The organism is Rubritepida flocculans DSM 14296, from assembly GCF_000425365.1.
Lineage (GTDB): Bacteria > Pseudomonadota > Alphaproteobacteria > Acetobacterales > Acetobacteraceae > Roseococcus > Roseococcus flocculans.
Genome location: NZ_AUDH01000035.1, coordinates 1 through 24,040 on the forward strand (window position 1 = coordinate 1; position 24,040 = coordinate 24,040).

Sequence of the window (24,040 nt, forward strand, 5' to 3'; positions counted from 1 at the left end):
CATCAAGCCCCGCACAGCGGGGATGCAGCACTTCCATCGCTCTCTCCTCCTCTGCCAAGACCGGTGGAGAAGGCCCAAGAAGGGAAGTCTAGACAGCGCGCTCCCAGGCGTCGCCGCCCTTGGCGCAAGCGAGGGTGCTCGGGGCCTTCCGGGTCCAACTGATACGCGGGCTCTGGCGCACCATGACCATGCCGACCTCGCCACCAGCCAAACCATAGTGCCACAGTTTCATCCACGGCGGGTCGGGACCGCCGGTGGGTAACTGATACCAGGCGAGGCAGAGCGCGGCGTTGTCCGTCCAGCCGAAGCCGCCGGTGCGCGGGTCGTGGATCGTATCGGCCCCCTCGACGATGGCGGCCATGTTCGGCGGCCCGGAAGGGAATGCCTCGGGGCGCATCTTGAGCCGGACGGCGATGTAGGCCCGGCCGCGCCCGCGGTGATCGGGGGTCCACTTCCCGCCCGTCTCGGCGACGAGGTTCCCGTTCGCCGCCTGATCGGGGTCGCCCAGATGACGGTCGATCCGGACCAGCCCGCTGAAGACCGGATCGGCTTCGGACTTGTCCGCGAGGAACACCTCGCCGATCGAACGGACGCGGTGGCCCGCCAGGACGACCACGGCGTAGAAGTGGCCGTCCTCCCGCCCCTCATCGTCGGTGGCGCTGTGGATGAAGACGATGGGGCCGCTGACCTTTGCGCGCCCGAAGACGATCTGATGCTCGGTGATGGCCTGCCGGAAGGACTGCGTGCGCGCCTGGGCCTCGACGGCGGTGGTGGTCGTGCCGCCGCCCGTGTCGTTGAAGCTCGCGCTGCTGGCGGCGCGCGGCGAGGAGAAGATGGCGCCGCCGATGACCGAGACGGCGATGGCGGCACCCGCGCCCACGAGGGCGCCGATGACGCCGCCGCCGACCGCGGCCGAGCCGACCGCGCCCGCGATGACCGCGACGATGGGGATGGCGGCGGGCATGAGGGATCCTCGCGGCATCGCGGCCGAAGGCGCCGCTGGGGTTGGAAAATCCGGCCGGCCGCGCTGCCGCGAGGGTGCCGTCAGCCGATCCTCCAGGCCGCCGCGCAGGACGCGGCAGGGACGTGCAGGAGGCCGTGCGGCCCGACGAAGGCGGCGCGGCCAGCCGCGACCACGATCCCGAGCCGATCAGGATCGGGCGCCATCACCGCGTCGCCCGCCCGCGCGAGGGCCGGGGCGATGAGCGGGAAGCCCGCGCTGGCCGCCGTGGCTTCGAGGGTGGGCGCCGCGCGCCAGGAGGGGCGCCGCCCGGTCATGGCCTCGATGCAGGCGAGCACGAAGCGTCCGCAGTTCCAGCGCGCCTCGTCGAAGGGGCGCCGCTCTGCCTCCCGCAGCACCGCCGCGAGCCGGGCCGGCCAGTCCGGGAGTCGCTTCACCGGCGCGGCAGCCTGATCTCGGCGTCCTGCAAGGCCGGCACATACTCGAAGAAGCGGTCGCCCGGGTATTCGGCCTGCTGGTCGGCGTCCGTGTAGCGGCGCACCTCGGCGCGCTCGAGATCGACGAGGCGGCTTTCGCAGGAGAGCGTGACGCGCGGCTCCGCGCCGTCCACGACCTCCATGGTGTCCATGATGCCGGCCCAGAGCGGGAAGGGATCGGCGACGAAGCCGCCCGCCTCGTCGAGCAGGGCGAGCCACAGCCGCGCGCTCCGCAGCCGGTAGGACCGCTCGGAAAGCGCGATGTCGATGACCGCCTGCGGGACGGGCGAGAGCGAGAGCGTCAGGCGCACGGCGCGCAGTTCGACCGTCTCCTCCACGTCGCTCATGACGCCGAGATCCCCGATGCCTTCGAACAGGTGGCCGGCCCAGGAGAGTTGACCGAGGCCCGTCCAGACCCGGAACGGGCCGGAGGCGAAGTCGAGATCGCACAGGATGACCGGCGCGGCGACGGGAGCGGTGGCGGCGGCGGCCGCCTGATCGGTGAGCCGGGGCGTGGCGCGGATGGCCGGATCGGTCACAGGGCCTCCTCGAAGCGGCAGGAGATCGCGGTGAAGCGGCCTGGGCGGGTCGGGTTGACGCTCTCGTCGTCGGAGACGAGCCGCATGGGGGTGGTGACCTTGTTGAAGATCAAAGCCTCGCCGATGGGTGCCGCGGCGCGCAGCGGCGGCGCGATGGGGATGGTCGCCGTGCCCGTGCCGGAGGCGGTGACGCGCGCGGTGGCCATGTAGAGCCGTCCGCCGAGGCCGATGCCGTCGCCCGCCCCCACGGCGAGGGCGTTCGGCCACCAGCCTTGCGTGCTCAGTTGCAGGGCGCCGCGCGGCGCGCCGGCGGCGAGCGAGGGGTTGCCGGACCCGACGACCAGGCCGGTGTTGTCCGTGAAGATGGTATTGTCGTTGAAGCTGTAGGGGCCGCTCGGCACGTCGCCCTGGCTGCGCGGATCGCCGGTCCGGAACTCCCGGCGAAAGTCGCGCAGCCGGACCGTGTTGACCGAGCCGGCGAGTGCCGCGAGCAGCCCTTCCAGCACGCCGGCCAGCCGAGCGTTCAGCGGATCGAAGGTGAGGTCGGCGATCCACCGGGCGCCTTCGCGCCGCAGCACCTGGGTCTGCCGCGTGATCGGCGAGACGAAGCGCGGCGTGTTGGGTTGGAGATAGAAGACCTGCCGGGAGGGGCGAAGCTCGGCGGGCCAGGCGTATTCCGTCATCCGCGCACCGTCTCGTAGGCCGCGCCGCCGCGGCGGATGGCGTCCAGCGTCATCGCCGAGGCCTGCCGGGCGATCTGCGCGCCCATGATCCGCAGCCGCGCCTCGACCCCGGCATCGGCGCCGCGGGCGTCGATGGCGATGGAGGTGTTGATCGTGGTGCCGCCCGGCGCGGTGCCGTTCGGCAGGACGGTGCCCGCCTGCTTCGGCACGAACCATTCCGGTCCCCGCTCGCCCACGATGTAGGGCTGCCCGGCGGCGACCGGGCCGCCCTCCGCCCGGAAGAGGCCGCCGATCGCGGAGCCGATGCGGCCGAACACGCTGTCGAAGGAGAAGCCCGACAGGGCATTGTTGAGCGCATTGCCGAGCGGCTCGGTGATCGTCCGGCGCGCAATGATGCGGGCGACATCCTGGCCGATCCCCTTGAGGATGTCGGAGAACTTCTTCCCTCGGATGATCGCGTCCTCGAAGGCCGAGGAGAAGGTCAGGCCGAGCTCGCGGGCCGTGTCCGAACTCCGGCCGGTGGCGTCGGTCAGGCGGTTCTGCGCGCGCTCAAGCTCCTCCAGCGCGGCCGTGGCCTCCCGGAAGATGATCTCGTCGGGGATCGGCACGCCGATGCTCTCGGCGCGCTCGACGAGCCGGCCAAGGGTCTCCAGGCGGCGGGCATAGCGCTCCTGCGCGTCCTCGTTGTTCTGGATCAGCCGCTCGCGCTCGCGCAGGATTTCGTTCGTCTCGCGCTCGGCGTCGCGGTTCTCGCGCTGCGCCGCCGTGACGCGACGGACGGAGCCTTCCAGGCGGCGCAGGGCTTCGTCGCGCTCGCGCGTCGCCAGGGCTTCCAGGCGCTGCCGCTCGGCCGCGTCGATGGCGCCAGCGCTCTCGGCCTCGCGCAGGCGGCGGATGCGCTCCTCGAACTCCTCCTGGATGCGGAACTCGGCGTCGAGCTTCCGGCGAAGCTCGGCGGCGTCCTGCAAGGCCCGCTGCCGGCGCGCCTCGGCCGCGCGCTGCGCCGCCGCCTCCCGCTCGGCCTCGCTGCGCTCGGCGGCCTCCCGCTCCTGGCGTCCGATCTCCTCGCTCAGTTCGCGGTACTGCTGGCGGAGCTCCTCGAGCCGGCGCGCGCGATCGACGCCGGCCTGGCGCTCCGCGATGCCGGTCAGCCCGCGGCGGATCGTGCCGCGTCGCGGCGGCGGGCGCTCGGCCTCCTCCTCCAGGCGCCGGATTTCGGCCGCCAGGGCGTCGCGCTGCGCGCGCATGTCGGCGAGGCGCTCGCTCTCGGTCATCAGCCCCGCCCCGCGCCGCACGGCGTCGAGCGCCCGCGCCCCGGCCGAGAGCGCCTGGGCGAGACGGCTCGACAGGCCGATCGCCTGGTCGAGCCGCGCCAGGAACTGGTCGGCCGCCGCCGTCAACTGCCCGAAGGCGCGCCCGACCGAAAGCGGCGCGCGCTCGAACTCGCCGTTGACGCGGTCGATTGCGCGGAGCAGCGCCGGGAAGACCACATCGGCGGTGAGCCTGCCCTCGCTCCCCAGCTTGCGCAGCTCGCCGATGGAGACGCCGAGCTCGCGTGCGAGGCCCTGGGCCAGGCGGGGCAGCCCTTCGAGAATGCTGCGCAGCTCGTCGCCTTGCAGCACGCCCGAGGCGAGCGCCTGGGCCAGCTGCTGCGTGCTGCCCTGGATTTCCTGCGTGCTGGCGCCCGAGGAGATCGCAAGCCGTTGCAGGCCGGTGACGAGCCGGAGCACCTGCTCCGACGTCGCGCCGATCTCGCCCGCCGCGATGGAGAAGCGGTTGAAGGCATCGACGCTCTCGCGCACCGCCACGCCGGTCTGCAAGGCATCGCGGGAGAGGGCCTCATAGACCTCGCCGGCCCGCTCGACGTTGCCGAGGGCGTTCGTGAGCCGACCCATGGACGCGGCAAGCTGATCGCCGGCCATGACGAGGGCGCGCAGCCCGGCCGCGACGCCGAGGAAAGACAGCGCGCGCGTCGCCGCATCGAGAAGCCGCAGGGACTGCGAAGCGCGATCGGCCCCGTCCTTGATGCGCTTGAGTTCACGGTCGCCGGCCTCGCCGACCTCCCGCATGCCCTGCTTGACGCGCGCGCCGTCGTCGAGCGACAGCCGGACGGAGACGCGCCGGGTGGCGTCAGCCATTCTCGCCGCCTCCCTCCGGGGCCGGGGCGCGGTGGCGCCGCGCCGCCTGCCCCAGGTCCACGCCCTCGCGGAACGCCGCGATCATCTCGGCCGCCGCCCAGCCGGCCACGCCGGCCGCGGCGGCCAGCGCGACGGCGCCGGCCACATCGACCTCAAGCCCCGCCGGGCCGATCCTCGCCGCCGCCGTTCCCGCCCGCCAGACGGCGGCGGCTTCGGCGCTGGCGGGGGCGTGGGCGGCGTAGGGGCATTGGATGCCGCAGTCGCGTTGCAAGCCCGCACAACCACGGCAGTACTCCGGGCCGACGCCGAAATGCCATTCGGCGCGGCCCCTCAGCCGTTTCCCTCGGAGGCCACCGCCGCCAGCGGGCGGGAGATCGCGTCCCAGAAGGAGGAGGCCATGTCGTCGAGGTCCATCAGCCGTTCGGCGGCCTCGGGCGTGAGCGGCAGCGGCCTGCCCTTGGCGTCGCCGACGCCCTCCCAGGCGGTGATGGCGTGCCGCGCGAGGCCCTTGCAGAGCAGCGCGAAAGCGAGCCCGCGCGTGAGGTCGGGATCGAGGTCGGGATCGGCGGCGCGCAGGGCGGCGAGGCGGCGCGCCGCCCCGGCCTGGGCCGCCGCCATGATGGCGGTGTCTACGGGCTTGATCTCGACGCGCACGCCGCGCGCAAGGTCGATCCAGTAGGGCTCGGTCGGGAGGTCGAGGGTGAGCATGGGAGGTCTCCGGACTTGAAATGCACCCCCGCCATGTCAAACTCTGACATAGCTATGGACAGGAGGGCGGGATGCCGAATGTCAGCCTGACGCCCGAGCTCGAAGGCTTTGCGGAGCGCTGCGTGGCCTCCGGGCGCTATGGCAGTGTGAGCGAGGTCATGCGCGCGGCGTTGCGATTGCTGCAGCACCAGGAGGAGAGGCGCGCGGCTTTCACGCGCATGCTCGAAGCCGCGGAGCGCGAGGCTGACGAGACGGGCTGGTTCGAGGTCGAGCAGGTCGCCGGCGAAATGGACGCGGTCATCGCCGAGGCGGAAGCAAAGCGGGCTCGGAAGCAGGCCCGCTGAGCTCCGCGCCCCCACGCCCGGCCATCCTGTCGGCCCAGGCACGTCGCGACCTCGCGGAAGCAGCGGCGTTCATTGCCGACGACAATCCGGCCGCGGCGCGGCGGCTTCGCGAGCAGGTCGTGGCCGCCGCTCTTCGCATCGGGACCTATCCGCAGATGGGCGTCACGCGCCCTGCCCTGGCGCCCGAGGATGTGCGTTTCCTCGTCGTGTCGGATTTCCAGTTCGTGATCGTCTATCGGGCGACGGCGACGCCGCCGCGCATCCTGCGGGTCCTGCACGGGGCCCGCGATCTGCAGGACGCGCTGCGCGGCATGTTTGGCGACACGTGATCCTCACGCATAGACCGTGCCGGCCTGATCGTTCCTGAGCGCCACGGTCATCATGCGGGTGGCGGTGGCGTTGAACGCCGCCCGGAAGTCGAAGCTCGCCTCCACCCCGGCTGGCCCCTCGATCGGCGTCCTAGCCAGCGCCAGATAGACCTCGTGCAGGGTGAAAGTCAGGCTGCGGTTGGCGTTGATGGTGTAGGCCAGGGCGAACTCCGCTGCCGTGCCGTCCTGGGCCTGGGTCAGAAGCGTCGTGTTCTCGAAGCGGACCGTGATCTGGCCGGTCGCCTGGCAGACGCCCGGATCGATGCCCTCGATGCGGCGGTCGGTGCGGATGGTACGGACCATCTCCATGCCGTTGCCGAAGGTCAGCCGCGCGCCGGTGACCTGGGCGAGCGGCGTGCCGTTGCGCGAGATGCTGCCCTGCGCCTTGTGGAACAGAGTGAGCGCGTGGCTGGTCGGCGTGCCGGCGCTGCTGCTGGCGCCGCGCGTCGAGCCCTGGCCCATCAGGCCGAGGGTCGCGGTGGCCGGCCCGGTGGGAGAGAAGTCGATCTCCAGCGCGTCGGCGCGCACCCCGGCGCAGACGTCGTAGCTTGGCACGTCGGGATAGGCGATCTCGATGCTGTTCGACGGCAACGCCGCCGCGCCGGAGGCGAAGGTGTGGATGAAGTTCGGGCTGGTGCCGGTGGTGGTGGGCGGCCCGAGCAGCAGGCGCAGCCAGTGGCCGATGTTGATGAGGTCGACCGGCACCACCGCCTGTCCCTGCACGGTCACGGTGTCGAGGAAGGGGGCGGCGGGATCGCGGTTCGCCCCCACGCCGATGATGGCGTTGTCGAGCAGCGGCTGCTCGGCGCCGAGGTCGATGGAGAGGAAGGGCATGCGGCGCCAGTTGCCGCCGGGCGCGGTGCCGTAGACCGTCTCGGGGAAGGTGTGGACGCGGCAGTTGGCGCCGATGGCACGGGGCATCGCGGGTCTCCGGGATCGGGATCGACAGGGGTCAGGCCAGCGGCGAGCCGGCCACGGTGAAGAACAGCGTCAACGGCAGGCGCGCGGCGCGGGCGGCGGCGGCACCCTCGAATTCCACGTCCTCGAACTCGGCCGCGCCGGGCTGCGCCCATTCCACCGCGCCGCCGAGCGTGCGGTCGGCGGTGGTGGCGGCGGCGATGTCCATGAGCAGGGCGTCGAGCAGGGCGGCGCGGGCGGCGGGCGTCGCGCCGGCGACGGTGACCTCCACCTCGGCGCGGTGCTCGATCGCGTAGGAGAGCGGCGAGAGGATCGCGCTCTCCTCCACGGTCTCGCCGTCGCGCAGGATGACCAGCCCGCCGGGCGGCAGCCGCTGCGGCACGGTCTCGCCGCGGAGGATTGTGGGAGCCGGATTTCGTGCGGCGAGCGCCGTCACGAGCCGGCCATGAAGCGCCGCGATGGCGGCCTCGCGCGTGCTCATGCCCAGCCCAGCAGTGTCGCCATGAAGCGCCCTGCGACCCAGGTGAGCGCCAGGCCGAAGGCGACGCCGACCCAACCCAGAACGGCGAGGCTTGCGATCAGGAAGAGACTCGCGCGTCGGCTCATGCCGCTGCCCTCCCGCTCTCGCGCTCCCAGGCGGCGACAAAGCGCCTGGGCAGCCGGCGCAGCGCGCGCTCGGCGGCCCCCTGCACGTCCAACCGCTTGGCGAGCCTGACCTGCGGCAGCAGCAGGAACATCGGCACGAAGCCCTGGGCGAGCAGCGCCTGCTGCCAGGCCGCCGCCCCCTTGCGGCGGGAGGTGGCGACCGCCATCAGCCCGCCGGCAATCAGCGGCGCGCGGCCGCGCCCGGTCCTCTGTCCCTGGCGCACGGGCAAGCACCACACGAAACCCCGCCCGGACTTCAAGGGCCGGAGAAACCCCTGCCGCGAGGCGACCATCTGCGCCGGGCTGACCCGGGCCTTGGCGCCGCGCCGCCCGCCCTGCCGGTTGAAGCTGGTCGGAATGGCCAGGAATTTCCCTCCGCCCTTGGGGCGGATCAGCGCGCCGCGCTCGAAGGCGTCGATCACCTTCGGCAGCCTGGTGAACACCAGCCCTGCCGGGCGCAGCGACTCCCCCGAGGTCGGAAACACCCGCCCGCGCCAGGCATTGGCCACCCCGCGGGCGTCGCCGCCGAAGGCCGCCATCACCTGCTGGCGCAGCTCCTGCTTGACCTGCTCGGTCTCGGCGCGGATCGCGGCCATCGCCGCCCGCTCCCCGGCGCGCACCTCCTCGGCCAGCAGCCGGCGCAGATCGCCGGTGAGGGTGGCGGTGAGCCTCACGGCGCAGGCCCGCCCGGCGGCAGGCCGCTGCGGTGGCGCAGGATCGCCACGGCGAGATCGTGCAGCGCCGCCTGGCCGAGGTAGCCGAACACGAAGGCGAACAGGAAGCGCCCGTATTCGTTGAACTCGAGCAGCCCGGCCAAAGCATAACCGGCGCTGCCGACCAGCGCGGCCGAGGGCACCTCCCAGGCCAGGCACCAGCCGAGGCGCCGCCGCTCCGGGTGGTTCCAGCGCACGAAGCCCCCGGCGAGGCCCGCGGCGGCGCCCATGGCGAGCTCGACCGCCACCACCCAGAGGCTCGGGCTGTTCTGCGGCATGGCGGTCGTCCTATCGCTGGCAGAGCACGCGCCAGACGGTGCCGGTGGCGTCGCGCTCGGCCTGGGTGACGGTGAGCAGCTCGTCGCCGAGGGTGAAGCTGTCGCCGGGGGCGAGGTCGGGCAGCGTCGCGATGGCGACGGAGAGCAGGTCGGTCGCCGCGACAATCTCGGTCCCGAAGGCCTCGCCGACGCGATCGGGCGAGGAGCGCAGCACGCGCACCGGCACCGCTGGCCCGCTGCCGCCCTGGCGGTAGAGCGCCGCCGCGCCGAGATGGGGATCGGCGAGCAGCGCCGCCATGGCCGCGGCGAAGGCGGTCAAGCGCCTGCCGCCGGCACGCGGGCCAGCATGACGCGCACGGTGGGATCGGTGCCGGCGGCGGTGACGGTGCACAGTCCGACCTCGTAGTTGCCGCTGGCGGTGGTGGTGATGCGGCGGTGGGTGTTGTCCCAGAACACGCGCGCGCCCTGGGTGATGGCCAGCGCAGGCTCCTTGGGGAGTTCGAACTCGCCGCGGGTTTCGCATTCGACCAGCGTGTTCTGCGCGGCGTCGGCGGCCGCCACACCGAAGAAGGCGCCGACCAGCAGGCCCTGCCCGGCGAGGATGCCGCCCGTGTAGGGCACCGCCATCGGGATGGAGCGTGCGTCGGGACGAAGGCAGTTGCGCATGGGGAGAACTCCTGTGGTGGGTGGAGGCGCAGCGCGGCTTGCAGTCCACGCCGGCGCGCGTTACATGTAACCCTCGTTGGAGGTGCTGATGCCCGGCTCCGAAGTCCGCAAGCGGGTCGCCGCCCACCGCGCCGAGCTGCGGCGACGCGGGCTGCGCCCGATCCAGATCTGGGTGCCGGACACTCGCGCGCCCGGCTTTGTCGAGGAGGCGCGCCGTCAGTCGCGGCTGGTCGATGCCGACCGCGCCGAGTTCGAGGACGTGATGGCCTTCATCGAGCACCATTGCGCCTGGCCCGAGGAGGACACCGACATTCCTGCCTACGATGCGCCGGGGTGATGTCGTTCTCGTCGCCGATCGCGGCGGGGGTGACTATGCCGGCAAGCCTCGCCCGGCGGTGGTGGTGCAGTCCGATCTCTACGACCAGACGCTCGGCGTCGTGGTGTGCCCGCTGACCTCGGTACGGAAGGATGCGGGGCTGCTGCGGGTTCCGCTGTCGCCCAGCGACCGCTTGGCGCTGCGGGCGCCAAGCTGGGTGATGGTGGACAAGCTCACCAGCATTCGGCGGGATCGGGTCGGAGGCGTGATCGGCCGCATCTCGGACGACGAGGCGGTGGCGTTGAACCGCAGCCTCGCCGTGTTTCTGGGCTTCGGCTGATCACGTCCCCGGGTTGAACCAGGCGCCGCGCCACCGGGTTCCCAAGCGCGTTTCTGCGAAACGCGCTTGGGGCCCAAGTCGATCGCGCCGACGCCGAAATCGAAGATCACGGAGACCTCGATGCCGTCGGCGCCCTGCACCGGGCCGGTGGTGACCTGCGGCCCCTCGGCGCCGTTGAGGGTGCCGTAGACGTAGACCGGCGCGGCGGCGGGTTCGGAGAACAGGTACCAGCGGTTGGCCGGGATCAGCGGCTCGACGACCGGCTGCACGAAGCCCGCGTAGACATTGGCCTGTCCGACCTGCGTGGCCTGCATCGCTACCGTGAGCTGCCGCGCGGCGAGTTCCTGGTTCGGCCCGACCAGCAGGCGCATGGCGTTGCCGATGGCGATCGGCGGCCCGTCGAGCGTGCGCTGGCGCATGATGGCGGCGCGGCCGGCGGCCAGCCCCGCGAGGTCGAGGGCGCTGCCCGCACCCGCCTTGTTGGCCCGCGCCGCCGCAGTGGAGAACACGGGCGCGTTGCCGGTGGCGAGCGTCGGCCCGTCGCCATTGGCGGCGTTGAGCAGCTGGTAGGCGGTGGCGTTCTCGAAATCCGCGACGCGCCGGCCGATTGCGGCGGCGAAGTCGGTGAAGGCGCCGAGGTCGTCGTTCACCAGCATGGGCCGGGTGACGCGGAGGCGCCGGGCGAAGGTCTGCAGCAGGACGATCTCCTGGCTCTCGGACATGGTGCCGACCTGGATCTCGCCGTTCTCGGCGAGCGGCAGCAGGGTCGGGAAATCGCCGAGGCGCAGGTGCCGGTGCGGCTTGAAGTCGCGGAAGTCGCGCCGGAGGAAGATCTGCCGGTAGCTGGGCTGGGCCGGCTGGTAGGCGGCGAGCAGCATCTTGTTGGCCGCCGCCGAGAGCAGGGCGGGGAAGTCGCTCGTGGTGTGGAAGGCGCGTTCGGCGAGCAGCGCCGGGTTGCGCGGGATCTGCCGCTCGCCCTTCAGCCGGAGGAGTTCGCCGATCATGTCGGAGGGGCGCCAGCCCAGGAACTCGGCGTGGCGGCCGGCGCCGGGGCCGGTGCTGGGCGGCTGGTAGCCGGGCATGGCGCGGGTGGCGATCGCCTCGGCCATGGCGTCGCGGATCTGCGCCGCGTCGTCGTGGCCGGGGCCGGTCTCCGGGCGGGCGGGCATGGAGGGTCGCGGGCCCTGGGCGAGGAGGGCGTCGAACAGGGCGCGGCGGACCTGGTCGCCCGTCCAGCCCTGGGCGATCGCCTCGGCGCGGATGGGTGCGATGCGCTCTGCCGGCAGCAGGGCGCGTGCGGCCTCGACGGCGGCGTCGATGCCGGCGATGCGCTCGCGCTCGGCGCGGCTCGCCTCGGCACGCACGGCGTCGAGGTCGGGCGCGGTGCGGGTGGGTTCCGGCGCCTGTGCGCTGGGCGTGGCGGTCACGGTGGCCTCCTGGGACGGGGTGCACGGCGACGCAGCGGGCGGCGCCGACGGGGCAGCAGCCGGCTCGGCCGGCGTCGTCTCGGGCATGGGTGGGTCCTCGTCAGGCAGGGCGGGTTCGATTGCCGGCGCGGAGAGGCCCTGCTCTCCCTGCGCGCGGACCGCCGCGTCCCGGTCCACCGGGACCGGCACGACGGAGATCTCGAAGGGCTCCCAATCCACCGCGCGATGGACGGTCTCGCCGGTGGCGGGATCGGGCCGCGGCTCGTAGCGGTGCACGCGATAGCCGACGCTGACCGCCCGCAGCGTGCCGTCGGCGATGCGCTGCCAGACGGGCTCGACATCCGCGGCGCTGCTGAACCGCAGCGTGGCGTAGCCCCGCCCGCGCTCGAGGCGGGCGGCGGTGACCCGGCCCAGCACGTCGCGGGCATCGCCACGCCGATGGGTGTTCAGCACCGGGGCCTGGCCCGAGCGCAGCGCCTCCATGCGCACGGCGTTCGGCGACATCTCCAGCTCCTCAGTGATCAGGCCGAGGGCGGGGACGAAGTTGCGGGCGCGGGCGCCGGTGCTCCACACCACCTCGACGGTGCGGGCGGCGTGATCGACGCTGGCCGGCGCGGTGATGGCGCGCTGCGCCAGGAGCGGAACCTCCGCCGCGGCGGGCGCAGCGGCGGGCTCCGGCGCGGCATCGCTGCCGCCCGGCTGGGTGGTTTCGGTCATGCGCCTCTCCCGCGCGCCGCTACGGCGCCGTGAAGCCCTGCAGGTTGGCGATTACCACCGCCCCGGCCGTCACCGCCTGCACGTTCAGCGCGGTGTTGGCGCTGCTGCGCAGCGGCGTCGGAAAGACCATGTCGGTCGGCGGCAGGTTCGCCGGCAGCAGCGCGCGCCAGATCACGCTCGCCCCGTCCTTGACCTGGAACTCGCTGGCCGTGCCGCTCGCGTTCTGCAGCTGCAGCGCCGTGACGTAGCGGCGCAGACCCGTCCCCGCCGCCGTCTGCACCGGCGTGTCGCTGCCCGTCGCCAGACCCGACAGCGGCCCGGCATAGCTCCAATCCGCCTCGGGGATCGCATAGGGCTTTGTCACCAGCGCGCCGATCAGCGTGGCGAGCAGATCCACCCCGCGCGCGGAGGTCACCGCGGCGGGGTTCGCCGCGTAGCCCGTCGCCGCCAGCACCGGCAGCGCGCCCGCCGTGTTGCGCGCCTGGCCGCCCACCGCCACCGCGGCGTTCAGCACGTTCACGCCGACCCCCTGGGCGGGGATCAGCCCGCCGCGCCCGGCGGTGATGGCGGTGGTCAGCTCGGCATAGTCGGAGAGGGTGACGAACTGCAGCCGCAGCTCGGTGCTCGAGGCGGGGTCGGCGTTGCGGCTCATGCTGGCCCAGCCGTTGTTCACATAGGCGCCCGAGAAGCTCGACCCGACCAGGTCGAAGCTGTTCGCGTTGACGACGGTGATGAGAAAGGTGCCGTTCGCCCCGGGCACGCCGGCGACGTTCTCCAGTGTCACGCTGTCGCCGCTCGCATAGCCGTGCGCGGCGCGGGTGATGCGCACGAGCCCGCCGCCATTGTCGGCCACACCCGTGATGCCATGGAACACCTGGCGGTTGCGCACGCGCAGACGCAGCTTGTAGAGCGCGTTCGGGTCGGGAAGCTGCTGCTGGCGCAGGTAGGAATGCGCGCGCTGGCCCGTGCCGTCCAGCAGCCGCGTGTGGAAGTGGCATTCCTCGCTGGTCGGCTCGAGTTCGAGCACCGACCAGCCGCTGGGCGCGGTGGTCGGGATGGTGACGCCCGAGGGCGTGCCGAGCCGGGGCGATCCGTCGCCCGCGACCTCGTAGTTGGCCAGCGTGGCGCTGGTGCCGTCGACGCGCCAGGCGGCGATGTTGCGCTCGTCGGGCTGGCCGGTCTCCGGATGGACGCTGACCAGCTCGATCCAGAGGGTCTGCCCGGCGATGCGCTGGCTGAGGTGGAGGGCGACGAGCACGCGCAGCGGCAGACGAAAGCTCGGACGGCTGAGCAGCGCGAGTTCGTCGTCGAGGGTGGTGCCGGTGGTGATGCGGGCGCTGCCATCGGCGAGGCTGAGCGTCATGCCGCTGCCACGCGTCAGCACCTCCCAGCGGCGCTCGTCGAGGGTGGTGCCGACGAAGCTGTCGCGGAAGCGCCGGCGCAGCGAGGTCATGCGCAGCATGTCCTCGGACCAGTCATAGGCGCCTGGGATCATGCGGGGGCTCCGGGGCTGGTGGCCGCGCCGGTGGCGGCGATCTCGATGGCGGCGAGCTGCGCGGCGTCCTGCGCGGCGCCGGACCTGGCGACGCGGCGAGGGTCGGTGTCGAGCGAGACGCCGGCCTCGTCGAGGAGGGCGTTCGCCTCGCGGATCATCTCGACGGCGGCGCGGAAGTCGTAGCCGAAGGCGCCGGCGGCCTCGGGCTGCGGCACGAAGCCCGCGCGCACCTGGGCGATCAGGGCCGTCGTGTCCTTCAGCGGGTCGATCATCTCATGCGCCGGTGGGACGTGCGACACACCGTCCGGCATGTCCGTGCCCCACAGGTCGAGCAGCGCGCCCTGGGCGTGGAAGCGCTCGGCGATGGGCCGCACCAGCATCGGGATCAGCATGCCGTACTGCACCTGCTCGCAGAGGCGGCGGAACTCGATCTTGCCGGCGCGGAGCGACGAGTAGTTCGCCTGGGTCAGGTCGCCAGAGACCTGGTCGTAGGTCAGGCCTGCGCCGACCGCTGCCGCCTCCAGGGCACGGCGGGCGAAGGCGGCGTGGCTGCCCCCGCCCGAGGGGTTCACCACCTCCACCGAGCCCATGCCGCGACGGTAAAGGATCATCCCCGGCTCGAAGCTCTCGACCGCGCGGCCCTGCGCGTCGCGGAGCAGGCCGGCGGCGGCGCCGGTCAGCGCCTCGTCGCCCTCCTCGGTGACCACCGCGGCGAGGCAGGCCTCGATCTTGGCCTTCATCAGCAGCGCGGCCTCGTAGTCGCCGAGATCACGCAGCCGGAGCAGCACGGGGGCGAGCCAGGAGACGTCCCGCAGCTGGCCCGGGCGGCGCTTGCGGTAGATGTGCAGCACCTCCGAGGATGGGACGCGCGTGCTGCTCTGCCAGGTCGCCCCAGGCAGGATCCACGCCGCGCCGGGGTGCACCCGGTGCAGCCAGTAGCCGATCGGCTCGCCGGCCTCGCCGAGGGCGATGCCCTGGATCGTCGCGGCCCCGGCCACCATGCCGTTGCGCGCCGTGTCGAGATGATCGCTCTCCAGCACCTGCAGGCGGAGGCCGATCGGGTTCACTGGCGACGGCGGCACCATGAGGAAGCGGACGAAGCACTCGCCGCTCTCGACGACGGCGCGCATCACGAGGGCCTGCAGCCCGTACAGATCGAGCCGGCCCTCGGCATCGCAGGCCGTGCTCTCTGCCCAGCGGCGCCAGGCATCGGCATGACGCTGATCGGGCCAGCGCGTCGTGATGCCGGCGCCCACCGCATTGCCCGTCCAGAGATCGACGATGCGGCTGGCGTAGGGATCGTTGCGCACGGCGTCGCGCGCACGGCGCGCCACCGTCGCCGCGGCCATGCCGACCTCGCTCGTGGCGCTGCCCCCGGACGGCGCCCAGGCAGAGGCACGCTGGTCCTGCGCCGCGGCGTACCCGCGCAGTACGTTCCACGCGTCTCGTAGCCGGCCCATCACGTGCTTCCCCCGCGAGAGAAGCTGGCCAGCGTCATGGATGGGCGGCGAGCCGCCGTCATCTCCGCCCCGCGCAGCACCGCGAGCGCGCGGCCGAGCTCACCCAGGCTGCGGTACTCGACGGTCCGCCCGTCGAAGGTCACACGGGTCGTGCCGCCCGTGTAGGCGGACGCCAGGGCAGCGGCGCGGCTGCCGGTGGGCTGCGCCAGCGCCCAGGCGAGGACGGTCGGGTCCATGCGCGGCCTCCTGTCAGCGCAGCCAGCCGCCGCGCGGCCCGAGCCAGGCGCGCGGGCGATGGGTACCGGGTGCGGCCTGCGCGGGTGGTGGCCGAGCGACATTCCCGCCAGTGCGAAGTTCGGCCGCCGGCAGCGACAGCGCATCCGCCATCCGCGCCCAGCGTCCGTCGCCCCAGCCATCCATGCCGAGCGCCGCCGCGGCCGCGCGGGCATAGACCCGGCAGTCCAGCGCCTCGTTCCTCTCGCGGGTCTTGACCCACTCCAGCCGGCGGAAGCCGTTGCGGCCGGCGCGGGCGACCAGCTGCTCGGCGGTGAGCTGGCGGCAGAACTCCTCGACGGCGGCGTGGACCGGCAGATGGACATAGCCCGGCGGGAAGGGATCGCCGCTCTCCTCGGTGGGGCGGTCGAGCTTCAGCCAGCCATAGGTCTCCGCCTTGAGGAAGGACGAGCCGACCGGCCAGACTTTCAGCCCGCCGAGTTTGCGGCCGTGGCGCCGCACCTCTGTCGCCGCCGGCTGGCCGATGGCGGCGCGCAGCCCGTCCTGGCCCTTGACCGCGATGGCGCGGCCGGCTCCGGCGCGCCGCACGAAGGCATAGACCTCGGCCGTCGTCATCCCGTCGCCGCTGTCGATCGCCGCCATGGCGATAGGCATGCGGTGCCCGCTCTCGTGCCGCCAGGTCTCGCCCAGCAGCAGGCGCAGCTCCTCCCACACCCTCCCCTCGAAGGGGTTGCCGGCGAGCACGCGGTGCTCGACCAGCCAGGACTGGCGGTCCTGCCCCCAGGCCCAGAGGGAGCATTCGAGCCGGTCGCGCTGCACGTCGACGCCGGCCGTCAGCAGCAGCCCACCCATTGGCACGGTGCCGGCGGGCCATTGCTCCCGACGGTCGTAGAGCCGCTGCCAGTCCGGCGCCTCGCCGGCCTCCTGCCAGGTCTCCCCGAGCACGGTGTTCCGGAACGTCTTGATCGTGCGATCGTCGCCCTGCGCGGCGAGCCAGAGCCGGGCGATCTCCGACCACGGCATCCAGCCGGGCGGGGAGTAGAGGGCCGAGATGTGGAAGCCGATCGCGTGCGGGTCGGTCGCCGTGGCGGTCGGTCGCCACTCGCCGGCGGCCAGCATCGCCGCCTTGTGCTGCTCGCCGATGGCGCCGTCGCAGGCCTCGCAGAGGTAGCGCGCCGTCTCCGGCTGGCCCTCGTCCCAGACCAGCCGCTCGAAGCGCAGATGCTGCTGGTGACCGCAGTGGGGGCACGGCACGAAATAGCGCCGCTGGTCGGTCGCGAGATACTCCCGCTCGATCCGCGACAGCCCGGCGATGGTCGGCGTGCTGACGAGAAAGACCTTGCGGCGCCAGCCGAAGGTCCGGGCGCGGGCCTCGGCCAGCGCGATCGGGTCACCCTCGCCCTCGACGTCGCCCGGATAGGCGTCGATCTCGTCGAGGAACAGGAAGCGCGCCGACATGGAGCGCAGGCCGACGGCGCTGTTGGCGCCCGTCATCACCAGCTGGCCGCCGGGGAACTCCTTGCTGAGCTGACGATTGCCGCTGTCGCGCGAGCGCGCCGGCGCCACCCGTTCCCGGATCGCCGGCGTCTCCTCGACCAGCGGGTCGATGCGCTGGTCCGAGAAGCGCTTGGCGAGCTCGGTGGTCGGCTGCACCGCGAGCATCGGCCCCGGCGCGTGGTGGATGACGTAGCCGATCCAGTTGTTGCCGCACTCCGTGCCGCCCACCTGCGCCCCCTTCATGAACACCACGCGGCGGGCAGGGTGTGACGGCGACAGCGCGTCCATGATCTCGCGCAGGTAGGGCGTGCGCGCGGTGCGCCAGGGGCCGGGCTCGGCCGAGCCGCGGCTGCCGAGTAGGCGGTGCCGGTCTGCCCATTCCGAGACCAGCAGCGCCGGCTCCGGCGCCATGCCGTCGCGCCAGGCCTGCAGGATCTCGGCGTCGCCGTCGAAGCGGCCGAGCTCCTCCAGCAGATCGGTGCCCGTCGCGGCTTGCCGCGATGGGGTCCCGAGCTCCCCGGGCATCACGACACCTGCACTCGGACATCGTGCCGCGCGGCGAGGTGCGCCCGGAGCCGGGTGTCCATCATCGTCTGCAGCCGATGCGCATCGACGCCGAGCTCGGCCGCCATCTCGGCAGCGACGCGGGCGGGCCAGGCGAGGATGGCGTCCCGCTCCTCCTTGGCGAGGCGGTGCACCAGCAGCAGGGCACGCGCCTTGTCCACCAGCTTGCCCTTGCGCTCGTCGAGCCGCAGCCGACGCTCCTGCGCCTTGAGCACCTCGTTCGCCGTGCGCGCATCGTGGAAGGTGTTCTGGGCGGCGCGCGGCAGGGGATCGGCGGCCGGCGGAATCGCGGCGACAGGCGGCGGCGATGCGGGCCGGGGTGCTGCCACTGCTGACTGCACCAGAGTCGCGGTCTTCCGGACAGGATCGCTGCTGTCCGCCAGCCGCGCGCGAACCTTCTCGACATCCCAGGCGCCGTCGGCCTCGGGCGCGATGCGGCCGGCGCGCTGCGCCTTCTGCAGCGCCGTGTGGGAAATGCCGAGGCGGCGCGCCACCTCGCGCTGCGAGGCCACGCGGCCCGGCTGCGCAGCGGCGATCATGATGTGATCGAGACCCCTCGAAGAAAGCAATCAACGAAGCGCCAATCGCGCTTGGCTCAGCCCCCGCCGCAGCGCGAATGCTCCCTCACGCGCAGGGGATGCCCCGCACCATGATGGAGACGACGATGACCAACCCCGCCATCCTGCCCACCCAGAACGAGGCCTGGGGCTTCTGGGGCACCATGGGCGAGCGCGCCGCCGCCGCCTGGCCGATCGCCTTCGCCGCCATCCATGACGCGACGGGCGCGGATGCGGACTCGGTGCGCGCCTTCCTGGACAGCCGCCATGGCCGGCACTTCGCGGACGAGGTCGGCAACCACCTCAACGTCGGCGCGAGCCTGCCGGACGCCGTCGCCCGCGCCATCGCCGCGTGGATGACCTGGCGGATCGGGCGCCGCATGAGCCGCGAGACGGGGATCCCCGCGGGTCTGCCCTACCTGACGGGCCTTGTGCTCGGCGAGGGCATCGCCGCCGAGGCCGCGCCGGAGGACTGACCCGCATCGCCCGCCGCGACGCGGCGTCGCCACAGCCCCGACGGGCTAGGCCCGCGGGGCTCGGGGCGGTAGGGGGCCGAAGGGTCGGCTCCCGCAACCGGAGACCCCGAGATGACGCTCACCGACACGCAACGCGCGATCCTGAGCGAGGCCAGCCAGCGCCCCGACCGCCTGGCGCCGCCGCCCGAGCGGCTGCCCGCCGGGGCGCGGCAGGCGGTGGCGAAGGCCCTGCTCAAGCAGGGGCTGGTCCGCGACGAGCACGCCGCCGCGTACAATGCCCGCGACGCCTGGCAGATCGACGGCCGCACCCGCCTGCTGCGCCTCACCGAGCAGGGGCTGCGCGCCATCGGGATCGACCCCGAGGACAGCACCGCCGCCGATGACGGCACCCAGCACCACCGCCCGGCGCCGGCCGAGGCCGCGCCGGTACCCGTCACGGCGCCTACGGGCGGGGAGGACGCGCCGGAGGAGAATGCCCCCGTGGAGGATGCCGAACCCGCCCAGGGCGCGCCCATGCCCGCCCCGCGCGCCAGCCTGCGCGAGGCCGCCGCGGCGGTGCTGGCCGCCTGGGAGGCGAGCCCGGCGCAGCTGGCGACCGACAACGCGATCAGCCGCGCCATTGACGCCCTCCGCACCGCGCTGGCGGGCAAGCCTGCCCGCACGCCCCGTGACCCCGCCGCCCCGCGCAAGCCGCGCGAGGGCACCAAGCAGGAGCAGGTGCTGGCGATGCTCCGCCGCGCGGAGGGCGCGACCATCGCGCAGATCTGCGAGGCGACGGGCTGGCAGCCTCACACGGTGCGGGGGTTCTTCGCGGGGCTCAAGAAGCGCCAGGGCATCACCGTGATCGCCGCCGAGCGCATCCGCCAGGTCGGGCCGAACAGGGAGGGCGCGAAGGGGTCCCACTCGATCTACCGGACCGCGGAGTGAGGGCTGCCGGCACCGGCGCCCCGTGGCCATGGCGTCCGCCAGGGAGCTGCGACCCCTGGCAGGGAGTCTATACAATGTTGACACATCCATGGCGGTACCGTACAGCCTGACAACAACAAGCAATCGGAGGGCGCCATGCGCGTCACGATCAAGAAGTGGGGCAACAGCGCCTCCGTGCGCATTCCGGCGTCGGTGATGGCGGCCGCGCGTCTCTCGCTCGATCAGCCTGTCGAGCTCCGCGAGGAGGAGGGGCGGATCATCATCGAGCCGATCCGCGATCGCGGCTGCGATCTCGCCTCTCTGCTCGATCGCATCACCGAGGAGAACCGGCACGATGCGGTCGATTTCGGCCCGGCGAAGGGCCGTGAGGTGTGGTAAGGCGGGCGCCCTACGTCCCGGACGCCGGCGACATCGTCTGGCTGGAGTTTGACCCCCAGGCCGGTCATGAGCAGGCCGGGCGCCGCCCGGCGCTGGTGCTGAGTCCAGCGGCCTACAATGGAAAGACTGGCCTGATGGTCTGCTGTCCATTGACAACGCGGATCAAGGGCTACCCGTTCGAGGTTGTGATCGCCGGCAAGCCCGACAGCGTGGTCCTTGCCGACCAGGTGAAGAGCCTGGATTGGCGCGCCCGACGCGCTTCGCACAAGGGCCGCGTCGCAGCGGCCGAGCTTGAGGAAGTCCGCGCCAAGCTCATGGCGCTGATCGCATAGGGCTTCACGCCGCCGCCTGTGTGCCGCGGGCGACGGCGATGTCGTCAAAGACTGTCTCCCCCCCGGCGAGCGTCGCAGCACGCCCCGTGAACACCTGCCAGCGCTGCACCGCGACGTCCACGTAGCGCGGGTCGATCTCCATCGCGTAGCAGAGGCGCCCCGTGGTCTCGGCGGCGATGATCGCGCTGCCGCTGCCGCAGAAGGGCTCGTAGACCGCATCGCCGGGCGCGCTGTTGTTCAGCATCGGCCGGCGCATGCATTCGACGGGCTTCTGCGTGCCGTGGATCGTGGCCGCGTCCTCGTCGCCGCCCGTCGCGATCGACCAGAGCGTCGCCTGGTCGCGCGCGCCCTGCCAGTGGCCGGTCGCGCCTTTGCGGACGGCGTAGAGGCAGGGCTCGTGCTGCCAGTGGTAGTCCCCCCGCCCCAACACAAAGCGCGACTTCGCCCAGACGATCTGGCTCCGGATGGCGAAGCCCGCCGCCTCCAGGCTCTCGATCGCGGTCCGCGCATGCACGCCCGCGTGCCAGACATAGGCGACGTCGCCCGGAAACAGCGCCCAGGCCTCGCGCCAGTCGGCGCGGTCGTCGTTGGCGACCCTGCCGGTGCGCATGGTGGCGGAGACGCCGGCCTCGTTGCGCCACTCGGGATCGTAGTTCACGCCATAGGGCGGGTCCGTGACCATCAGGTGTGGCCGCGCGCCGTCGAGCAGCCGGGCGACGTCGGCGGCGGAGGTTGCGTCGCCGCAGAGCAGCCGATGCCGCCCGAGCAGCCAGAGGTCGCCGGGCCGGGCGACGGGCGCCTCGGGCGGCGGAGGCGCCGGGGCGTCGGGGTCCGCGGCGGCCGGCGTGGGGGCGTCCGATACGGCCTCGCCCAGCAGGCGGTCGAGCGTCGCGCCGTCGAAGCCGATCAGCCCGAGGTCGAACTCGTCCGTGCGGAGCGCACGCAACTCCGCGGCGAGCAGCGCCTCGTCCCAGGTCGAGGTCAGCGCGAGCTGGTTGTCGGCCAGCCGATAGGCCCGCGCCTGCGCCGCGGTCAGATGCGAGAGACGGATGGCGGGGACCGCCTCCATGCCGAGCGCCTTGGCGGCGAGCACGCGGCCGTGGCCGGCGATCAGCACGCCGGCATCATCCACCAGCACCGGCACGGTGAAGCCGAACTCGCCGATCGAGGCGGCGAGCTGAGCCACCTGCTCGGGCGGGTGCTGCCGGGCGTTGGCAGCGTACGGAGCGAGCGACGCCAGCGGCATCATCTCGACCTGGATCTCAGGCTGCACGGGCGGGATCCTTACCGCCCTGATCGGGCGTTGCCTGAAGGCTGGCGCGCGCGGCGGCGACGGCGTCGTATCCTCGGCCATCGTCGGCCAGCTTCACCGGCAGGTCGGGATGCAGCATCCGCCAGCGGGCGATGGCCAGGTCGACATAGGTCGGCGCGAGCTCGATCGCCCGCACGCGCCGCCCAGTGCGCTGGCCGGCGAGGATCGTGGTGCCACTCCCCGCGAAGGGCTCGAACACGGCGTCGCCCTCGTCGGTGTAGGCGCGCATCAGGAACTCCGGCAGCGCGACCGGAAACACCGCCGGGTGCTCGGTCTCGATGCCACGGCCCTTGTGCCGCGTGATGCGCAGCACGCTGTCGGGGATGCGCATCTCCTGCACCGGCAGGCCGATGTGGGTGTAGGCCTTCACCTCGCCGTCCGCGGCGCGGAGCCCGCTGCCCTTGTTCGGCGTGCCGGCCCACTTGCACGGCACGATCTTGTTCGGCGGCCGCGCCTCGCGGTTGAAGTGGAAGACGAGCTCGAAAGCCGGCGCGAGGCGCCCGTTCCAGTCGCCCGGAAGGCCGGGCCCCTGGTCCCAGGCGTAGAGCCCGAAGCGCCGCCAGCCCTGGCCACGCATCCAGTCCAGCCAGCCCTGCCAATACGGCTGCCATTCCCCCTCGCGGTGGATCAGCCCGAGATTCACCAGCACCTGCGCGTCGCGGCGCAGCGCACCGTCGAGATGCTGGAACACGCCCTGCATCAGCGCGTCCCAATCCGTGACGCCGCCGGTGGTGTAGTCACGCTGGTTCCCATACGGCGGGCTGGTGAACAGCAGCGCCGCGCGGTCGGCGCCCATCACGCGGGCGACCGCCGCGGCGTCGGTGCTGTCCCCGCAGAGCAGCCGGTGCTCGCCGAGCAGCCAGAGGTCACCCGGCCGGGTGACGGCCTGGCGCGGCGGATCTGGCTCGGCGTCGGCGGGGTCCTCCGCCTCCTCGTGCGCAGGCGCATCGGTTGCCGCGGCGGTGGTGGCAACTGCAGGCGCGGCAACCGCCCCGGTGCCAGGCTCGGTTGCCACCGCATCGAGACCGGCCAGCAGCCGGTCGATCTCCTCCGCCGCGAAGCCGGTGAAGGCGAGGTCCACCTCGCCGGTGTCCTGCAGCTTTGCGAGCTCGGCCGCCAGCAGCGCCTCGTCCCATCCCGCGTTCAACGCGATGCGGTTGTCGGCGAGGCGATACGCGGCCTTCTGCGCCTCGGTCAGGCCAGCGCGGACGATCGTGGGCACGGTGTCGAGGCCGAGCGACTGCGCGGCCAGCAGTCGGCCGTGGCCCGCGATGACCTCGCCGCGTTCGTCCACCAGCACGGGCGCGACGAAGCCGAACTCGAGGATGCTGGCCGCGATCTGCGCCACCTGCTCGGCGGAATGCGTGCGCGCGTTGCCGGCATAGGGCAGCAGGGAGGCAACCGCGCGCGCCTCGACGGCGCTCGCAGACCATGGGGCCTGGGGCATCTGCACCTGCGTGATGATGGAATGGCGGCCAGCGCGGCTGGCAACTGCGCGACGCTGGCAACCTGGAAAACTGGCCTGGCGCTAGAAACCTTGCGCGCTTCCGCCCCCCGCATACGGCGGGCCCAGGAAGGACCCTGCGATTGGCGAGCCACTGTGGCTCGGCGGCGACTGCGGCTCGGGAGCCGCGGTGCGGCTACATCTTTGCGACGTATCGGGAGAATACCCGACGTGGATTTCGAGCCGCCACAGGGTGAATTGTAACAGCGGGCCGAGGGGGACAGGCAAACCCGCTCGTTGCCATCGTGGCACAAAATGCGGCAGCATCAGCAACATCAGCGGAGAACTGAGGCGGAGGAAAGATGTCGAGGCGCGTGCAGCACTTTGGAGGCAGTCACACTGAGCTCAAGCTCGACGTAGTTTCCGGCTATCTCGCTGCTTACGCGCGTGCCCTGAAGGATAAAGGCTTCCGCCTGTCCTACCTCGACGCGTTCGCGGGATCTGGCTGGCGCGCGGTGGGCTCCGCAACGGACGGTCAGGGCAGCCTGCTACCCGAACCAGAGGCGGCCGCCGGTTCAGCGCTGCGCGTCTTGAGGAATGCCGAGAGGCTGAATCGGTATGTGTTCGGTGATGCCAACGAGGATAACATCGCTTCCCTGAGGGCGGCGATCGCCGAAGCCAAGTCAATCGACCCGAGCCTGCCCGAGCCAGAGATCCATTGCTGCGATGCCAACGACCTGGTCGCTCGGGAATGCACCCGCCTCCGTAGGTCTAGTGGTTTGATCGATGTTGATGATTCCCTTGGTGGCCTAGACCTGCGAGTCTGGGCGCATGAGGGAAGGCGTTGAGGTCCGGCTCCGTCCGGGCGACCGAGAGCGGCTCGAAGGCGTGGTCTCCGACCGCAAGAGCCCGCAGCACCATGTCTGGCGGGCACGGATCGTGTTGCTGACCGCGGACGGCGTGGGGACGATGGCGATCCGCGCGGCGACCGGCAAAGGCAAACCCACGATCTGGCGTTGGCAGGCGCGCTACATGCAAGACGGCGCCGACGGCCTGTTCCGGGACGCCCCGCGAGGTCGCGCCTTCGCCGCCGCCTCGCCCGAGCAGATCGCCGCGGTGGTCGAACG

General features: G+C 72.7%; 31 protein-coding genes and 1 pseudogene. 10 read left to right on the top strand and 22 right to left on the bottom strand.

The window, feature by feature from the left end:
- Nucleotides 1–88 precede the first annotated feature (88 nt).
- The 7 genes from H596_RS0116990 to H596_RS0117020 all read right to left on the bottom strand — a co-directional run bounded on the left by H596_RS0116990 (nt 89) and on the right by H596_RS0117020 (nt 5,505).
- Nucleotides 89–964, bottom strand: coding sequence for a hypothetical protein (locus tag H596_RS0116990; RefSeq protein WP_027285899.1), 876 nt, complete (start codon nt 962–964; stop codon nt 89–91).
- 80 nt (nt 965–1,044) lie between these two features.
- Nucleotides 1,045–1,398 (bottom strand): DUF6950 family protein, encoded by a 354-nt coding sequence (locus H596_RS0116995; RefSeq protein ID WP_027285900.1) that lies wholly within the window; start codon nt 1,396–1,398, stop codon nt 1,045–1,047.
- Nucleotides 1,395–1,976, bottom strand: coding sequence for a hypothetical protein (locus H596_RS0117000; protein ID WP_245584050.1), 582 nt, complete (start codon nt 1,974–1,976; stop codon nt 1,395–1,397). The genes H596_RS0116995 and H596_RS0117000 overlap by 4 nt, the downstream gene beginning before the upstream one ends.
- Nucleotides 1,973–2,659 carry a hypothetical protein gene (locus H596_RS0117005; RefSeq protein ID WP_027285902.1) on the bottom strand — a complete coding sequence of 229 codons (687 nt, stop codon included), beginning with the start codon at nt 2,657–2,659 and terminating at the stop codon, nt 1,973–1,975. The genes H596_RS0117000 and H596_RS0117005 overlap by 4 nt, the downstream gene beginning before the upstream one ends.
- Entirely contained in the window at nt 2,656–4,797 is a 2,142-nt protein-coding gene (locus H596_RS0117010) for a tape measure protein (protein WP_027285903.1), read from the bottom strand. Before H596_RS0117010 ends, H596_RS0117005 begins: the two co-directional genes overlap by 4 nt.
- Nucleotides 4,790–5,068 carry a hypothetical protein gene (locus H596_RS24695; RefSeq protein WP_037301881.1) on the bottom strand — a complete coding sequence of 93 codons (279 nt, stop codon included), beginning with the start codon at nt 5,066–5,068 and terminating at the stop codon, nt 4,790–4,792. The genes H596_RS0117010 and H596_RS24695 overlap by 8 nt, the downstream gene beginning before the upstream one ends.
- 59 nt (nt 5,069–5,127) lie before the next feature.
- Nucleotides 5,128–5,505: a hypothetical protein gene (locus H596_RS0117020; RefSeq protein WP_027285904.1), complete on the bottom strand. Its 378-nt coding sequence runs from the start codon at nt 5,503–5,505 to the stop codon at nt 5,128–5,130.
- A 71-nt stretch (nt 5,506–5,576) separates the two neighbouring features.
- On the opposite strand from H596_RS0117020, the gene H596_RS0117025 reads away from it, so the two are divergent.
- Nucleotides 5,577–5,849 carry a type II toxin-antitoxin system ParD family antitoxin gene (locus H596_RS0117025; RefSeq protein ID WP_027285905.1) on the top strand — a complete coding sequence of 91 codons (273 nt, stop codon included), beginning with the start codon at nt 5,577–5,579 and terminating at the stop codon, nt 5,847–5,849.
- Between the two features lie 26 nt (nt 5,850–5,875).
- Complete coding sequence (locus H596_RS0117030; protein ID WP_281168394.1) at nt 5,876–6,178, top strand: type II toxin-antitoxin system RelE/ParE family toxin; 303 nt, start codon at nt 5,876–5,878, stop codon at nt 6,176–6,178.
- 3 nt (nt 6,179–6,181) lie between these two features.
- On the opposite strand, the gene H596_RS0117035 is transcribed toward H596_RS0117030, so the two are convergent.
- From H596_RS0117035 to H596_RS0117065, 7 genes are read right to left on the bottom strand one after another with little or no spacing between them, the layout of a single operon-like run.
- Entirely contained in the window at nt 6,182–7,138 is a 957-nt protein-coding gene (locus tag H596_RS0117035) for a phage tail tube protein (RefSeq protein WP_027285907.1), read from the bottom strand.
- A gap of 31 nt (nt 7,139–7,169) precedes the next feature.
- Nucleotides 7,170–7,616, bottom strand: a complete 447-nt coding sequence (locus H596_RS0117040) for a hypothetical protein (RefSeq protein ID WP_027285908.1) — start codon at nt 7,614–7,616, stop codon at nt 7,170–7,172.
- Complete coding sequence (locus H596_RS24895) at nt 7,613–7,741, bottom strand: hypothetical protein (protein ID WP_281168392.1); 129 nt, start codon at nt 7,739–7,741, stop codon at nt 7,613–7,615. The genes H596_RS0117040 and H596_RS24895 overlap by 4 nt, the downstream gene beginning before the upstream one ends.
- Complete coding sequence (locus H596_RS0117050) at nt 7,738–8,454, bottom strand: DUF6441 family protein (protein ID WP_027285909.1); 717 nt, start codon at nt 8,452–8,454, stop codon at nt 7,738–7,740. Before H596_RS0117050 ends, H596_RS24895 begins: the two co-directional genes overlap by 4 nt.
- Nucleotides 8,451–8,771: a phage holin family protein gene (locus H596_RS0117055; protein WP_027285910.1), complete on the bottom strand. Its 321-nt coding sequence runs from the start codon at nt 8,769–8,771 to the stop codon at nt 8,451–8,453. Before H596_RS0117055 ends, H596_RS0117050 begins: the two co-directional genes overlap by 4 nt.
- Nucleotides 8,772–8,781: 10 nt before the next feature.
- Complete coding sequence (locus H596_RS0117060) at nt 8,782–9,090, bottom strand: head-tail joining protein (protein WP_027285911.1); 309 nt, start codon at nt 9,088–9,090, stop codon at nt 8,782–8,784.
- Nucleotides 9,087–9,437, bottom strand: coding sequence for a DUF2190 family protein (locus H596_RS0117065; protein ID WP_027285912.1), 351 nt, complete (start codon nt 9,435–9,437; stop codon nt 9,087–9,089). Before H596_RS0117065 ends, H596_RS0117060 begins: the two co-directional genes overlap by 4 nt.
- A gap of 82 nt (nt 9,438–9,519) precedes the next feature.
- On the opposite strand from H596_RS0117065, the gene H596_RS0117070 reads away from it, so the two are divergent.
- Both H596_RS0117070 and H596_RS24995 read left to right on the top strand, forming a co-directional pair.
- The gene (locus H596_RS0117070; protein WP_408735289.1) at nt 9,520–9,774 is read left to right on the top strand and encodes an antitoxin MazE family protein; all 255 of its coding nucleotides are present in this window, start codon (nt 9,520–9,522) and stop codon (nt 9,772–9,774) included.
- A complete protein-coding gene (locus H596_RS24995) occupies nt 9,761–10,093 on the top strand; it encodes a type II toxin-antitoxin system PemK/MazF family toxin (protein ID WP_027285914.1) in 333 nt (110 codons plus the stop codon). Before H596_RS0117070 ends, H596_RS24995 begins: the two co-directional genes overlap by 14 nt.
- 131 nt (nt 10,094–10,224) lie before the next feature.
- Here the strand turns inward: H596_RS24995 and H596_RS22180 are convergent.
- From H596_RS22180 to H596_RS24700, 6 genes and pseudogenes are all read right to left on the bottom strand, one after another.
- A pseudogene (locus H596_RS22180) lies at nt 10,225–12,237 on the bottom strand (prohead protease/major capsid protein fusion protein); the annotation flags it as partial.
- A 19-nt stretch (nt 12,238–12,256) separates the two neighbouring features.
- A complete protein-coding gene (locus H596_RS0117085; protein WP_027285915.1) occupies nt 12,257–13,732 on the bottom strand; it encodes a ubiquitin-activating E1 FCCH domain-containing protein in 1,476 nt (491 codons plus the stop codon).
- On the bottom strand, nt 13,729–15,192 hold the full coding sequence (locus tag H596_RS0117090; RefSeq protein WP_027285916.1) for a phage portal protein: 1,464 nt from the start codon (nt 15,190–15,192) through the stop codon (nt 13,729–13,731). The genes H596_RS0117085 and H596_RS0117090 overlap by 4 nt, the downstream gene beginning before the upstream one ends.
- Nucleotides 15,192–15,428 (bottom strand): phage head-tail joining protein, encoded by a 237-nt coding sequence (locus H596_RS0117095; protein ID WP_027285917.1) that lies wholly within the window; start codon nt 15,426–15,428, stop codon nt 15,192–15,194. The genes H596_RS0117090 and H596_RS0117095 overlap by 1 nt, the downstream gene beginning before the upstream one ends.
- 13 nt (nt 15,429–15,441) lie before the next feature.
- The gene (locus H596_RS0117100; protein ID WP_051213312.1) at nt 15,442–17,448 is read right to left on the bottom strand and encodes a terminase gpA endonuclease subunit; all 2,007 of its coding nucleotides are present in this window, start codon (nt 17,446–17,448) and stop codon (nt 15,442–15,444) included.
- Entirely contained in the window at nt 17,448–18,026 is a 579-nt protein-coding gene (locus H596_RS24700) for a hypothetical protein (protein ID WP_027285919.1), read from the bottom strand. The genes H596_RS0117100 and H596_RS24700 overlap by 1 nt, the downstream gene beginning before the upstream one ends.
- 98 nt (nt 18,027–18,124) lie before the next feature.
- Between H596_RS24700 and H596_RS22185 the strand changes: the two genes are divergently transcribed.
- The 4 genes from H596_RS22185 (at nt 18,125) to mazF (ending at nt 20,157) form a co-directional block, all read left to right on the top strand.
- Nucleotides 18,125–18,520, top strand: coding sequence for a hypothetical protein (locus H596_RS22185; RefSeq protein ID WP_245584052.1), 396 nt, complete (start codon nt 18,125–18,127; stop codon nt 18,518–18,520).
- A gap of 111 nt (nt 18,521–18,631) precedes the next feature.
- On the top strand, nt 18,632–19,447 hold the full coding sequence (locus H596_RS24705; protein ID WP_051213314.1) for a DUF3489 domain-containing protein: 816 nt from the start codon (nt 18,632–18,634) through the stop codon (nt 19,445–19,447).
- A 135-nt stretch (nt 19,448–19,582) separates the two neighbouring features.
- Nucleotides 19,583–19,825, top strand: coding sequence for an AbrB/MazE/SpoVT family DNA-binding domain-containing protein (locus tag H596_RS0117120; protein WP_027285920.1), 243 nt, complete (start codon nt 19,583–19,585; stop codon nt 19,823–19,825).
- Nucleotides 19,819–20,157, top strand: coding sequence for an endoribonuclease MazF (mazF, locus tag H596_RS0117125; RefSeq protein WP_027285921.1), 339 nt, complete (start codon nt 19,819–19,821; stop codon nt 20,155–20,157). The genes H596_RS0117120 and mazF overlap by 7 nt, the downstream gene beginning before the upstream one ends.
- 4 nt (nt 20,158–20,161) lie before the next feature.
- Here the strand turns inward: mazF and H596_RS0117130 are convergent, their stop codons facing one another.
- Together H596_RS0117130 and H596_RS22195 are read right to left on the bottom strand one after the other, a co-directional pair.
- Complete coding sequence (locus tag H596_RS0117130; protein ID WP_245584053.1) at nt 20,162–21,430, bottom strand: site-specific DNA-methyltransferase; 1,269 nt, start codon at nt 21,428–21,430, stop codon at nt 20,162–20,164.
- Nucleotides 21,420–22,916 carry a site-specific DNA-methyltransferase gene (locus H596_RS22195; protein WP_051213316.1) on the bottom strand — a complete coding sequence of 499 codons (1,497 nt, stop codon included), beginning with the start codon at nt 22,914–22,916 and terminating at the stop codon, nt 21,420–21,422. The genes H596_RS0117130 and H596_RS22195 overlap by 11 nt, the downstream gene beginning before the upstream one ends.
- A gap of 359 nt (nt 22,917–23,275) precedes the next feature.
- On the opposite strand from H596_RS22195, the gene tcmP reads away from it, so the two are divergent.
- Together tcmP and H596_RS0117140 are read left to right on the top strand one after the other, a co-directional pair.
- Nucleotides 23,276–23,761: a three-Cys-motif partner protein TcmP gene (gene tcmP / locus H596_RS23555; protein ID WP_084602949.1), complete on the top strand. Its 486-nt coding sequence runs from the start codon at nt 23,276–23,278 to the stop codon at nt 23,759–23,761.
- On the top strand, nt 23,745–24,040 hold a 296-nt coding region (locus H596_RS0117140), incomplete at its 3' end, for a helix-turn-helix domain-containing protein (protein ID WP_027285923.1). The genes tcmP and H596_RS0117140, both read left to right, overlap by 17 nt.